Origin of the sequence: Brevibacterium sediminis (assembly GCF_013623905.1) — a bacterium.
GTDB classification, from domain to species: Bacteria; Actinomycetota; Actinomycetes; order Actinomycetales; family Brevibacteriaceae; genus Brevibacterium; species Brevibacterium sediminis.
On record NZ_JABKDD010000001.1, the window covers coordinates 899,411 to 912,344 of the forward strand.

Here is a 12,934-nt window from a genome sequence, read left to right on the forward strand (position 1 = left end):
GCCGCCTCGGCTCGTCCTATTCGTCTCAACTCAATCAACGGCTTCGGTGCGCAGAAATTCCCGCACGTCCCATTCGGTGTCGACGGAGAGTTCGGCGGCGAGCCGGTCGTCGTGGGTGACGATCACCATGGCCCCGCCGAATCCTTCGAGCGCGGTCACCAGCGCCTCGAGGGATGACAGGTCGAGATTGTTGCCCGGTTCGTCGAGGATGAGCAGCTGCGGAGCCGGGTCATGGAGGAGCCCTGAGGCCAGGGCGACGCGGAAGCGCTCCCCTCCGGACAGGGTCTGACAGATCTGATCGGTGCGTCCGGCGCGCAGTCCCATGGCCGCGAGCACCTCGTGGACGCGGTGCGGGTCGAGCTGCGGGTTGCCCGCGCGCACTGCCTCCATCACCGTGAGCTCCCCCGGCAGTCGGTACTGCTGGTCGAGGTGAGCCGTCGGTGCGGAGACGGTGATGGCGAGGTCGCCGAAGAGTTCAGCGACCGGCGGACCGGTTTCGGCCCCCACGTGTCCCTCGACCGTGTCGCCCGTGCCACCGCCCTGTCTGTCCTGGCCGTTGGCAGCCGCCAGGATCGCTGCCAGCAGGGTCGACTTGCCCGCCCCGTTCGGTCCGGTCAGCCGGATCCGCTCGGGACCGAAGATCGTCTGCGGACGTTCGGACCTCGCCGAGGCGGTCGTGGAGATCTCGAGGACCCGTTTGCTCGCGTGGACCTGGGTGTCCGGCAGGTCGAGGCGGACGCTCGAGGACCGGCGCAGCGCATCCTTGGCGTTGGTGAGCTCGTCCCAGGCAGCCGCTTCGTCGGCGGCTTTGTCGCCGCGGCGTTTGGCCGCGGACTTCTCGGCGAAGTTCGTCAGCCCGTTCATCACGATCTTCGGTCGACGTTTGTTCTCTTTGTCCTTCTTGGCCTTCCGGTCGGCTCGAGCGAGTTTCGTCTCCAGTTCGATCCGTTGGCGCTTCTCGACCTGGTGGGACTTCTTCGCATCCGTGACCTTCTGCTGCTTCGCCTCCTCCTCCGCGGCGACCATGGCTTCGTAGTCGTCGAAGTTCCCTCCGTAGACCCGCAGCCGGTCGGTCATCTCGATGATCGAGGTCATATGCGACAGCAGCGTGCGGTCGTGGGAGATGACCAGGGTCGGTCCGCGTCGGTCGGTGAGCAGCGTCGTCAGCATAGTCCGTCCGTCCTCGTCGAGGTTGTTGCTCGGCTCGTCGAGGATCAGCCAGGTGTCACCGACCAGTGCCGCTCGGGCCAGTCCGATGCGTGTGGCCTGTCCACCGGAGAAGCTGCTCAGACTCCGATCGAGATCGCTGACACTCAGCTGCAGACCGAGTTCGGACAGCGCCGCCAGGGCTCGCTCTTCGATATCCCAATCGTCGCCGATGAGGTCGAAGTCGGCCCCCGTCGCCTCTCCGGCCAGGGCGCGGCCCAGCGCTTGTCGGACGGGGGCGATGTCCAGCGCGGCATCGACCCGCTGCGTCGAATGCGGCAGCAGCTGGTCGATGTAGACGGCGCCATCGGCACCTGTGACGGTTCCTGACGAGGCACTCAGCCGACCGGCGAGGATGCGGGCGAAGGTGGATTTGCCGATTCCGTTGTCGCCGACGAGTCCGACGAGGCCGGCCGGGATGGTGGCGGTGAGTCGGGAGAAGATCTCGGTATCGTCGCCGAGGCGGTAGTCCAGTTCGGACACAGTGATTGCTGCAGGCATGAGGGTCCTCATTTCGTGTACGCAGAAGCGCTGCGGGCCCGTGGCACCCGCAAGTCACGGTATGAGGATTCACTTCACAGCAGAGACGTCCTTGAACGGAAATGGAACATAACAATGATCGCCGAGGCAGCTCGCCCGGTCAACACCACCCCTTCTTACTACCTGACGGCGGCCCAGCAACCTCGCGCCAGGTTGCTGGGCCGCCGTCAGGTAGTAAGAAGGGGTCCGGCAGGTTCAGATGATGATGAGCATGAGTTCGGCGGGCTCGTCGTGGGGGTTGGCCAATTGGTGTGGAACGTCACCGGGAGCCTGGGCGCAGTCACCGGCGTGCAGGGTCGTACGACGGTCGATGGTGACGACCTCGATGCTGCCTTTGAGGACGAAGAAGCTCTCACGCGATCCGCTGCGGTGGGCGGCGAAGGCCGAGGTCTCGCTGCGCGGGTCGAGGCGGTAGTGCACGACATCCATGTTCTCGATCGCCGAAGGCAGATCCCGCCGCCAGACCCCCTTGCCGAAGGTCGAGGTCGTGGGGATCGCCTCACTGCGGGTGATCGTGACTTCCGGAGCGGCCAGCAGCTCGCCGACGTCGACGCCGAGGGCGCGGGAGAGACCCATGGCGTTCGATACCGATGTGTCCTGCTCGCCTCGTTCGATCTTCGACAGAGCGGCGCGGGACAGCCCCGCCCTCACCGCGAGCTCGTTGAGGGTAAGGTTGTTGTACTTGCGCCGGGCTCTGATGCGGGCGCCGAAGACACGTGCGCCGAGATCCTCTTCTTTCGCCATTGGAGCATCATATTCTATTCTTGGATCATAGAATCACATCTCACAAAGGAAACTTCACCCTATGGCGGCAGTGCTGGCTCTCACTCCGATCCTCATTGCCATCGTCCTGCTCCTGCTCAAGCAGAGTTCCTGGGTCGCCGCTCTCGCCGGCGCCGTACTCGCGGCCGGTCTCGTCGCCTTCGTCTTCCCCACCCCCGCCTCGGTGTTGGTGGAATCGGGGATCGACTACTTTCCGCTCATCCTCGAGGTCGCGCTCATCCTGCTCTTCGGCATGCTGCTCGCCCGCCTGCTCGAGTCCGCAGGGTCGATGTCGCAGATCTCGTCCTGGGTCGAGTCGCTGTCACCGGGTCGCCCACTCGGGGTCGCGCTCGTCGTGTTCGGCATCGTGCCCTTCGCGGAATCGGTCACCGGCTTCGGCATCGGAGTCACCGTCGGGGTGCCGATCCTCCGTCACCTCGGCTGCACCCTGCGGCAGTCCGCGATCCTCGGCCTCCTCGGTCTCATCGCCGTCCCGTGGGGCGCCCTGGGACCGGGCACCACCGTCGCAGCGGCGCTGGCGGGCCTGGACGTCGACGAACTCGGTCTGGCCACGGCATGGATCAATGCGATACCGGTCATCATCGTCGCGATCGCGGTGGTCGCGATCATGCGCCCGTCCGCCGCCTCGGCGCTGGGGATCATCGGCGCCGGCGCACTCCTGTGGGCGGGGATCCTCGCCTCCAGCTCCGTCATCGGCATGGCCCCGTCGGGAATCATCGGATCGCTGATCGTCATCCTCCTCGTCGGTGCGCTGTTCATGATCCGCAAGAGAGCCACCGGGCTGACGCGCCGCCTCGGCGTGGCCGTTCTTCCCTACGGGGTGCTCACGGTGGGCCTGCTGTTGGCGCGAGCTCTTCATGCCGCGCTGCCGTCGACCTTCACGCAGATCATCGCCTCTCCCCCGTTCTGGCTGGCCGCCGCCTGTCTCATCGCTGCCATCACCGTCGCCGGCAGACGCGATGTCACGGTTGCGGCCGTGCGTTCCTGGGTTCCCATCGGCGTCGGCACCGCCGCATTCATGCTCATGGGTTGGATCATGACGACGACGGGGATGAGCGAGGCGATCGGTTCCCTGCTGCCGGCCGGGCTCATTCTGCTGACTCCCTGGCTGAATTCCATCGGAGCGGTGCTCACCGGGTCGAACACTGGAGCGAACTCGATGTTCACCGGCACTCTGACCGCGGCCGCCGCATCATCGCATGTTTCGGCCCTGCCGGTCGTCGCGGCCGGAAACGCGGCAGGATCGCTGGCCGCTCTCGCCGCTCCCCCACGGGTGGCGATGGCTGTGCAGATCGCCGATTCATCGGTGGCCGTCTCGGCGAAGGACATCTCCTGGGTGCAGGGCCGAGCACTCGCGGTGGCGGGGATCAACGCCCTTGCCCTCGGCCTGTGGATCCAGTTCTTCGTCTGATCGTCGCCGGCGAGTTCGGCTCGGGGATGCGGACGGAGACTGCTGAGGCGGGCGGGCTGTGCCCGAGGGGCGGCCGCGGAACGCCTCAGACGCGGATGATCTCACGCGGGAAATGGGTGAACGGTTCGCAGCCGGTGTCGGTGATGAGCACCGGTTCCGAGAGCTCGATTCCGTAGCCGTTCATCCACATTCCGCCGATGAGGTGGAAGGTCATTCCCGCCTCGAGGATCTGGTCGTCCTCGGTGCGGATCGAGATCGTCCGCTCGCCCCAGTCGGGCGGGTAGCCGATCCCGATCGAGTACCCCAGACGACTGGGTTTCTCCAGTCCCGACAGGGCGAGCACGCGATTCCAGGTGCGGGCGAGTTCCGCGGTGGGCACCTCGGGGGCGGCGACGTCGAGGACCGCGGACAGCGCCTCGGCGACCACGCCTTCGAGACGGACGAGCTCCTGCTTCGGTCGCCCGGTCACCGCGGTGCGGGCCAGCGGAACATGGTAGCGGCGGTGGACTCCGGCGAGTTCGATGCTCACCGATTCGTCGCGTTCGAACTTCCGATCGGTCCAGCTCAGATGCGGGGTGTCCGCGCTTTCTCCGGTGGGCATGAGCGGGACGATCGAGGGATAGTCGCCCCAGACTCCGTCGCCTCCTCGGGTCTGGGCTTCAGAGATCGCGGCCGCCACTTCGTTCTGGCCGACGCCGACGCCGATCGTGCCCAGTGCCGCGTCCATGGCGGCGGTGGTCACCTTTGCGGCCTTGCGCATGAGCGCGATCTCCGCCGGAGACTTGACCGCGCGGATCCAGTTGACGAGTTCGAAGGAGTCGACGAGGCGCCATTCGGGCACGCCGTTGACCAGGGCCCGGAAGGCTCGCGGGGAGAAGAAATGCGAATCCATCTCGACGCCGACCGGAGAAGTCGAGGCACGGGCGACCTCCCACCGCTGGCGCAGGGCGAAGGCGACCCAGTCGAAGGGGTGGATATGCGGACGCTGCACATAGCGTTCGGGATAGCCGACGATGTCCTCGGGCGGCAGCCAGGAGGTATGCGAGGCTCCCCGTGCGTCCATATCGCGCATGAACAGCGTCATCGGTCCCGACGACGGCACGAAGAGCAGCTGCGGGGTGTAGAAGGACCACGCGTTGTAGCCGGTGAGGTAGTAGATGTTGGCCGGGTCGGTGACGATGAGCGCGGCCAGGCCCTGGTCGAGCATGCGGTTGCGCACCGAGGCGATCCGCCCGAGGTACTCCTCGGCGCTGAACGACAGTTCGTTCGCGCCGATCGTATCGACTTCGCCGGGAACCGGCTGCGGGCGCGCCTTGACCTCTTTGCCGGCCTGCCCCTGCTCGGCTCCGGGACGCATCCCGTGCACATCCGGGCGATTGTCATCGCCGCCGTAGAACAGCTCACCCTCATTCATAATCCCAGTGTGGTGATCTCGCTCACATACTGTCAATCACTGTCGATGCGCGTGTTGTCGACGGTCTGCCGATCCGCGCACCCGCGGGGATCGGCGGGCCTTCGCAACGGCGGTTCACAGTCCTTCACAACAGGGATCCGGGCGACCGCCGAGCGGCCGCCCCAGTGATCCGCGAACGACGATTTCGGGCGGTCGGCGAACGACCGATTCGGGTGGTCGGCGAGTTGCAGTATCACACGGTCGGCAAACTGCGGGTACAGGTGGACGACGGCGGCGTATCCGGGCGTCGCGGCAACGGTGCTCGGCATGGATACCCGTCGGCCACCTCGGCGATATTGACGAATCCAGAACCAAACATTTTCAGTTTCGACTGAATTCGCATACACAACAGCGCATTTCAGCAGATTCGGTGATAGATTGTTCTGAGACGCACATCACGGAGGTGAAGAATGGACCCGCTTCTGCCGAACGGCAGCGGTTCCCGACTGGGGAATCTCGACGAGAAATCTAAGGCGATCATCGTCGAGCTGCAACACGACGGAAGGAAATCCTATTCGGCCATCGGCAAGTCCGTCGGCCTGTCCGAGGCCGCCGTGCGCCAGCGGGTGTCGCGGCTCATCGATTCGGGTGTCATGGAGATCGTCGCCGTGACCGACCCGCTGAGTCTGGGATTCGCGCGGCAGGCGATGGTGGGGCTCAAGGTCCGCGGGGACATCTCCGCGGTCGCCGAGAAGCTGCACGACTACGACGAGATCGACTACCTCGTCGTCACCGCCGGTTCGTTCGACCTCCTGGTCGAGATCGTGTGTGAATCGGATCGGCATCTGATCGAGTTCGTCAATGAGGAGCTCCGCTCGATCGATGCCGTCGTGGATACGGAGCTCTTCATGTACCTCTCACTCGAAAAGCAGAAATACAACTGGGGGACGCGATGACAGACAATGTCACCAGGGCCGGCACTCCTTATCAGGATGCCATCCGCAACAACGTGTGGATGCACATGTCACCACACCAAGCACTGTTCAACGGTGGTGAGGCGCCGGTCATCGTACGCGGCGAGGGCCACCACATCTTCGACGACAAGGGCAAGAAGTACCTCGACGGCCTCGCCGGCCTGTTCACCGTTCAGGTGGGGCACGGTCGTGAGCAGATCGCGAAGGCGATGTATGACCAGACGCTCAAGCTGCCGTTCATGCCGCTGTGGTCGTACGCCCACCCGCAGGCGATCGAGGTCTCGGAACGTCTGGCCAGCTATGCGCCGGGCGATCTCAACCGGGTCTTCCTCACATCCGGCGGCGGCGACTCGGTCGAGTCGGCGATGAAGCTGGCGAAGAACTACTTCAAACTCGTCGGCAAACCCGGCAAGCACAAGATCATCTCGCGGGCGACCGCCTACCACGGCACGCCGCACGGTGCGCTGTCGGTGACCTCGCTGCCGGGTCTGCGGGAGCAGTTCGCTCCGCTGGTCCCCGGTGCGCACAAGGTGCCGAACACGAACTTCTACCGGGCACCTGAGCACCTCGCCCACGATGAGAAGGCCTTCGGCCGCTGGGCCGCCGATCGCATCGGTGAGGCCATCGAGTTCGAAGGTGCCGACTCCGTGGCCGCCGTCTTCCTCGAGCCCGTGCAGAACTCCGGCGGCTGCTTCCCGCCGCCTCCCGGATACTTCGAGCGGGTCCGCGAGATCTGCGACGAGTACGATGTGCTGCTGGTCTCGGACGAAACGATCTGCGCCTACGGCCGCATCGGCGACATGTTCGCCTGCAACGACTTCGGCTATGTTCCCGACATCATCACCTCGGCCAAGGGCATCACCTCCGGCTATGCACCGCTGGGTGCGATGATCGCCTCCGATCGGCTCTTCGAGCCCTTCGGCCCCGGCGGAGACGAGACCTTCTACCACGGCTACACCTTCGGCGGTCACCCCGTCGCCTGTGCCGCGGCGATGGCGAACTTCGACGTCTTCGAAGAGGAGAAGCTCAACGACCACGTGCACGAGAATGCTGCGGCGTTCAAGTTCACGCTCGAGAAGCTCAAGGACCTGCCGATCGTCGGCGACGTCCGCGGTGAGGGATTCTTCTACGGAATCGAACTCGTCAAGGACAAGGACACGAAGGAATCGTTCACCGAAGAGGAGTCCGAGCGGATCCTCAAGAACTTCGTGTCGGCGAAGATGTACGACAGCGGTCTGTACTGCCGCGCCGACGACCGCGGCGACCCGGTCATCCAACTCTCGCCTCCGCTGACCGTCGGTCAGAACGAGTTCGACGAGATGGAGCAGATCATCCGCGGCGTCCTGCAGGAAGCCTGGACAATGTTCTGACCCCAGTTGCTACCTGACGGCGGCCCAGCAACCTCGCGCGAGGTTGCTGGGCCGCCGTCAGGTAGTTCCGGGGCTAAGTTCAGCGGTTCTGGTCGCGTTCACGGGCCTCGCGACGGGTCATCGGCGGCCGCTCCTCGGCGGGGTCCGCCGCCGTGATCGTGCCTGGGTCCGCAGCCGTGATCGTGCCGGGCGCAGCAGCGGATCCGGTGGTCCGCCTCGGCGGTCGCACTCCCGATTTCACCACGAGGACACCGAGTCCGGTCGTCAGCGGGATCGCGATGACCAGACCGATGGAGCACACGAGGATGCTCACCACCTCGACCGACATGTCTCCGAGTGTGAACGTGTCGAACAGCGGCTGATCGTGCGCGGAGACGATGATGAGCGTCATCAGCGCCGAGCCCACATACGCGAACGTGATCGTATAGACGGTCGAGGCGATATGGTCACGCCCGATGCGCATCGCCCGGGAGAACAGCTGACCGGGCTTCATCTCCGGGGCCGCGGCTGCCAGCTCCCACACCGCCGAAGCCTGTGTGATCGTGACGTCGTTGAGCACTCCGAGTCCGGTGATGAGGATCGCGCACACGATGATGTCTGTCATCCCCAGATCGGTCGTATCGACCAGCAGATACCCGTCCTCCGAATAGGCGATGCCCAGATTCGCCCAGGACGTCATCCACGCACCGAGGATGCCCGTGATGACGATGCCGAGCACCGTTCCGAACAGCGCCGTCGACGTCCGCGTCGAGATTCCGTGTGCCAGGTAGAGCGCGATGACCATGATCAGGCTCGCCGAGACCATCGCCACCAGCACCGGCGGTTTGCCGTCGAGCATCGCCGGAAGCATGAAGACGAACAGCACGGCACCGGCGAAGCCGAGTCCGATGAGTGCGCGCAGTCCCCGCAGACCGGCGACGAGGAGGACGACGATCCCGTAGATGATCGCCAGGGCGAGCATCGGCACGTTCCGGTCGAAATCGATGAACACGTAGTCGGTGCCCATCTCCGCCCGGTCCGGTGACTTCGTGAAGTCGAGGACCTTGATCGTGTCTCCGACATCGACGCCGGCCTTGACCGCGTCGGGGGTGACGTAGAGGCTGCCTTCCTGCCCGTCCGCCTCCACGGTGTATGTCGTGCAGTCGGCGCGGACCATCGGGTCCGTCTCCCCCGGGTCGCAGTCCGAAGCGTCGACGGCGGTGACGGTGACCTTCGTGTCGGTGGTCCCCTCGGCCGTGTTCGTCGTCGGCCCGCCACCGGGCAGATCCTTGTCGGGTCCCGACGGCCACAGTACGAAGAGTCCGGCGATCGTGACGACAATGAGCGGGATGAGGCAGGCGAGCATGATCAGACGAACCTTCGGCGAGGCCTTCGGTTCGTGTGTGGACGTCATATGCATGGCGATCCTTCAGGGACGGCTGACCGGACAGATGCGGGGCGGTCGACCAGGGCGGAATGGCGGCTGGTGCTCACCGAGGCAGCCAGCCCAGAACTACCTGACGGCGGCCCAGCAACCTGGCGCCAGGTTGCTGGGCCGCCGTCAGGTAGTAATTGGGGTCAGGCTCCGGCGAGGTGGTCGGCCAGGTACTTCTCCACCTGATCGATGCTCACGCGCTCCTGGCTCATATCATCACGCTGGCGGATCGTCACTGCCTGATCATCGAGGGTGTCGAAGTCGACGGTGATGCACAGCGGCGTTCCGATCTCGTCCTGGCGACGGTAGCGACGGCCGATGGCGCCGGCATCGTCGAAGTCGATGTTCCAGCGTCGACGCAGCGTCGCAGCGAGATCCTTCGCCGCAGGTGTCAGCTTCTCGTTGCGGCTCAGCGGCAGCACCGCGGCCTTGACCGGGGCCAGGCGCGGGTCGAGACCCAGCACGACGCGCTTGTCGACGCCGCCCTTCGTGTTCGGCGCCTCGTCCTCTCTGTAGGCCTCGACGAGGAAGGCCATCATCGACCGGGTCAGGCCGAAGGAGGGTTCGATGACATATGGGGTGTAGCGGTCTCCGCTGGCCTGGTCGAAGTACTGCAGCTTCGCCCCCGAGACCTCCGTGTGAGTGCCGAGGTCGTAGTCGGTGCGGTTGGCCACACCCATCAGCTCGCCCCACTCAGACCCCTGGAAGCCGAAGCGGTATTCGATGTCGATGGTGCCCGCCGAATAGTGCGCACGGTCCTCGGCGGGAACGTCGAGGCGGCGGACGTTGTCTTCGGAGATGCCGAGATCGAGGAACCAGGACCAGCAGTCTTCGACCCACTGCTTGTAGTAGTCATCGGCCTCGTCCGGGTGGACGAAGTACTCGATCTCCATCTGCTCGAACTCACGGGTGCGGAAGATGAAGTTGCCGGGGGTGATCTCGTTGCGGAAGGCCTTGCCGATCTGGCCGATGCCGAACGGCGGCTTCTTCCGGGCAGCGGTGAGCACATTGTTGAAGTTCACGAAGATGCCCTGCGCGGTCTCCGGACGCAGGTAGTGGAGTCCGGCTTCGGAGTCGACGGGTCCGAGGAAGGTCTTGACCAGACCGGAGAACTCCTGCGGCTCGGTCCACTGACCGCGGGTTCCGCAGTCGGGGCAGACGATATCGGCCATGCCGTTCTCCGGAGCCTTCTTGTTCTTCGCCTCATACGCCTCGACGAGGTGGTCCTCGCGGTGGCGCTTGTGGCAGTTGAGGCACTCGACGAGAGGATCGACGAAGGTGGCGACGTGGCCGGAGGCTTCCCAGACGCGCTTGGGCAGGATGATCGAGGAGTCGAGGCCGACGACGTCTTCGCGACCGCGCACGAACTGCTGCCACCACTGGGCCTTGATATTGTCCTTGAGCTCCACGCCCAAGGGCCCGTAGTCCCATGCCGAGCGGGAACCGCCGTAGATCTCTCCTGCTTGGAAGACGAATCCTCTGCGCTTGGCCAGGGCGATGACGGCATCCAACTTGGACTGTGCCACTAGTTCTCTCCTTGTTTCAGTTCGCCGACGGCCGGCTGCCGTGGCTCGCAGGTACCAGCCTAACTGGTCACGCCTTCGCTTCCTCAACGCCGACCCGGCCCTCCCTGACGCCCGACCTCGGCGACGGCAGGAGACCACCGGAGGCGACTGATCTCACACTCGGATTCCCACTCCGGGACCGCCTCGGCGAGGGTGTGGCATGTAGACTTGGGGTACACCCAAACCTTTCTCCGTACCGACGTCTTCACGTCTGTCCAAGCGAGTTCTTGGATCTCTACGGTTTCGGCCCGGATTGCTCACGATGATTGCACAAGCGGCCGCAGGGTAGATCGCCACTACAGTCATCTGCGATCAAGTGTGTGCCGACGTGAGAGAGATCACTCATGACCGATGTGTCCGCAAACGACGAAACCACTCCGAGATTCTCCGAACTGGGACTTCACCCGCTCGTGCTCAAGGCCGTAGAGGCGCAGGGCTACGAGATCCCCACCCCCATCCAGGCCGAGACGATCCCGACCCTCCTGTCGGGCCGTGACGTCATCGGTCTCGCCCAGACCGGAACCGGCAAGACCGCGGCTTTCGCCCTGCCGGCCCTGTCCGACCTCGCCGAGGCGGGGCGCGCCGACGACGGCCCGTTCGCTCTCGTACTCACCCCCACCCGCGAACTCGCGATCCAGGTCGCCGAGGCGTTCACCTCCTACGCCACGGAACTGTCCGAATTCTCCGTGCTCCCGATCTACGGCGGTCAGGCCTACGGCCCGCAGCTGGCGGGTCTGCGCCGTGGTGCGCAGGTCGTCGTCGGCACCCCCGGTCGTGTCATCGACCACCTCAAGAAGGGTTCGCTCAAGCTCGGCAGCCTCAAGCACCTCATCCTCGATGAGGCCGACGAGATGCTCAAGATGGGCTTCGCCGAAGACATCGAAGAGATCTTCAGCCAGGTCGGTCCCGACCGTCAGGTGGCATTGTTCTCTGCGACCATGCCGTCCTCGATCCACCGGATCACCGGCAAGTACCTGGACGACCCGAAGGAAGTCCGGATCGCTGCGAAGTCGCAGACCGGTGCGAACATCCGCCAGCGCTACTTCATGGTTCAGCACTCGCACAAGCTCGATGCGCTGACCCGGATCCTCGAGGTCGAGGAGTACGAGGGCATCATCATGTTCGTGCGCACGAAGCAGGCCACCGAGGAGCTGGCCGAGAAGCTGCGTGCCCGCGGGTTCAAGACCGCCGCGATCAACGGCGACATCCCGCAGCAGGCTCGTGAGCGCACGATCGACATGCTGCGTGAGGCGAAGATCGACATCCTCGTCGCCACCGATGTGGCCGCCCGCGGTCTCGACGTCGAGCGCATCACGCTCGTCGTCAACTACGACATCCCGCACGACACCGAATCCTACGTCCACCGCATCGGACGCACCGGTCGTGCCGGACGCTCCGGTGAGGCGATCCTCTTCGTCACTCCGCGCGAGCAGCGCATGCTCGGCTCCATCGAGCGCGCCACGAAGCAGAAGGTCGAACCGCTGACCCTGCCCAGCGTCGAAGAGCTGACGAACACTCGCGTCGACAAGTTCACGAAGCGCATCGACGATGTGCTCGCGCAGACCGAACTGTCCGAACTCACCGACGTCATCGAGGCGTACTCGCTCTCCCGTGATGTGCCGGCCTCGAACATCGCCGCCGCGCTGGCGTCCCTCGTCCTCGAGTCGAATACGCTCAAGGCCGAGCCGATGCCCGAACCGGCACGTCGTCAGGGACGAGACCGTGACCGCGACGGCGGTCGTGACGGCGGCCGTCCGGGCCGTGGCGGACGTGCCCGTGATGAGAACATGACGACCTACCGTCTGGCCCTCGGACGAAACGAGCGCCTGCAGCCGGGCGCCGTGGTCGGTGCGATCGCGAACGAAGGTGGAATCACCTCGAAGCAGATCGGCCATATCGACATCCGTTCGAACCACACACTCGTCGACCTGCCCAAGGACCTCGACCCGTCGGTGCTGCGCAAGCTCTCCCACACCGAGATCCAGGGCCGTCCCATCGACATCCGTCCGGATTCCGGTCGCCCGGGACGCCCGTTCAAGAAGCGCAACTTCGACAAGCAGCCCGGTGACGGCCGCAACTTCCGCGGTGATCGCCGAGGCGGCAAGAAGTTCGGCGGACGCGGCGACCGCTCCCGCGACCACTACTGAACCGATCGCGTCATGACCGTGACTCCCCCGGAGTCGTGAGAACGGTGAAGCGCCGATCCGGCCGAAACCATGACGAGGGCCCCGCAGCAAGATGCTGCGGGGCCCTCGTCGTCAGCAGAGTGGAACGGGCC

Annotated in this window: 10 protein-coding genes; 4 read left to right on the forward strand and 6 right to left on the reverse strand. The window is 65.2% G+C overall.

Annotated features, from left to right (window positions below):
• Window positions 1-30: 30 nt before the first annotated feature.
• Entirely contained in the window at window positions 31-1,707 is a 1,677-nt protein-coding gene (locus HK108_RS04175) for an ATP-binding cassette domain-containing protein (RefSeq protein WP_181270582.1), read from the reverse strand.
• Between the two features lie 234 nt (window positions 1,708-1,941).
• Window positions 1,942-2,490, reverse strand: a complete 549-nt coding sequence (locus HK108_RS04180; RefSeq protein WP_172169819.1) for a helix-turn-helix domain-containing protein — start codon at window positions 2,488-2,490, stop codon at window positions 1,942-1,944.
• 61 nt (window positions 2,491-2,551) lie between these two features.
• Between HK108_RS04180 and HK108_RS04185 the strand changes: the two genes are divergently transcribed.
• Window positions 2,552-3,940 carry an L-lactate permease gene (locus HK108_RS04185; protein WP_181270583.1) on the forward strand — a complete coding sequence of 463 codons (1,389 nt, stop codon included), beginning with the start codon at window positions 2,552-2,554 and terminating at the stop codon, window positions 3,938-3,940.
• An 85-nt stretch (window positions 3,941-4,025) separates the two neighbouring features.
• Here the strand turns inward: HK108_RS04185 and HK108_RS04190 are convergent, their stop codons facing one another.
• Window positions 4,026-5,354 carry a M24 family metallopeptidase gene (locus HK108_RS04190; protein ID WP_181270584.1) on the reverse strand — a complete coding sequence of 443 codons (1,329 nt, stop codon included), beginning with the start codon at window positions 5,352-5,354 and terminating at the stop codon, window positions 4,026-4,028.
• 32 nt (window positions 5,355-5,386) lie between these two features.
• The gene (locus HK108_RS04195; RefSeq protein WP_181270585.1) at window positions 5,387-5,662 is read right to left on the reverse strand and encodes a hypothetical protein; all 276 of its coding nucleotides are present in this window, start codon (window positions 5,660-5,662) and stop codon (window positions 5,387-5,389) included.
• Between the two features lie 141 nt (window positions 5,663-5,803).
• Here HK108_RS04195 and HK108_RS04200 point away from each other — a divergent pair, with 141 nt between their 5' ends.
• Window positions 5,804-6,289, forward strand: a complete 486-nt coding sequence (locus HK108_RS04200) for an Lrp/AsnC family transcriptional regulator (protein ID WP_101547408.1) — start codon at window positions 5,804-5,806, stop codon at window positions 6,287-6,289.
• The gene (locus tag HK108_RS04205) at window positions 6,286-7,677 is read left to right on the forward strand and encodes an aspartate aminotransferase family protein (RefSeq protein WP_169252425.1); all 1,392 of its coding nucleotides are present in this window, start codon (window positions 6,286-6,288) and stop codon (window positions 7,675-7,677) included. Before HK108_RS04200 ends, HK108_RS04205 begins: the two co-directional genes overlap by 4 nt.
• A 79-nt stretch (window positions 7,678-7,756) precedes the next feature.
• Here HK108_RS04205 and HK108_RS04210 read toward each other — a convergent pair whose 3' ends face one another.
• Together HK108_RS04210 and HK108_RS04215 are read right to left on the reverse strand one after the other, a co-directional pair.
• Window positions 7,757-9,070: a YibE/F family protein gene (locus tag HK108_RS04210; RefSeq protein WP_180345675.1), complete on the reverse strand. Its 1,314-nt coding sequence runs from the start codon at window positions 9,068-9,070 to the stop codon at window positions 7,757-7,759.
• 164 nt (window positions 9,071-9,234) lie between these two features.
• A complete protein-coding gene (locus HK108_RS04215) occupies window positions 9,235-10,617 on the reverse strand; it encodes a glycine--tRNA ligase (RefSeq protein WP_181270586.1) in 1,383 nt (460 codons plus the stop codon).
• A 383-nt stretch (window positions 10,618-11,000) separates the two neighbouring features.
• Here HK108_RS04215 and HK108_RS04220 point away from each other — a divergent pair, with 383 nt between their 5' ends.
• Complete coding sequence (locus HK108_RS04220) at window positions 11,001-12,803, forward strand: DEAD/DEAH box helicase (protein ID WP_181270587.1); 1,803 nt, start codon at window positions 11,001-11,003, stop codon at window positions 12,801-12,803.
• Window positions 12,804-12,934 lie beyond the last annotated feature (131 nt).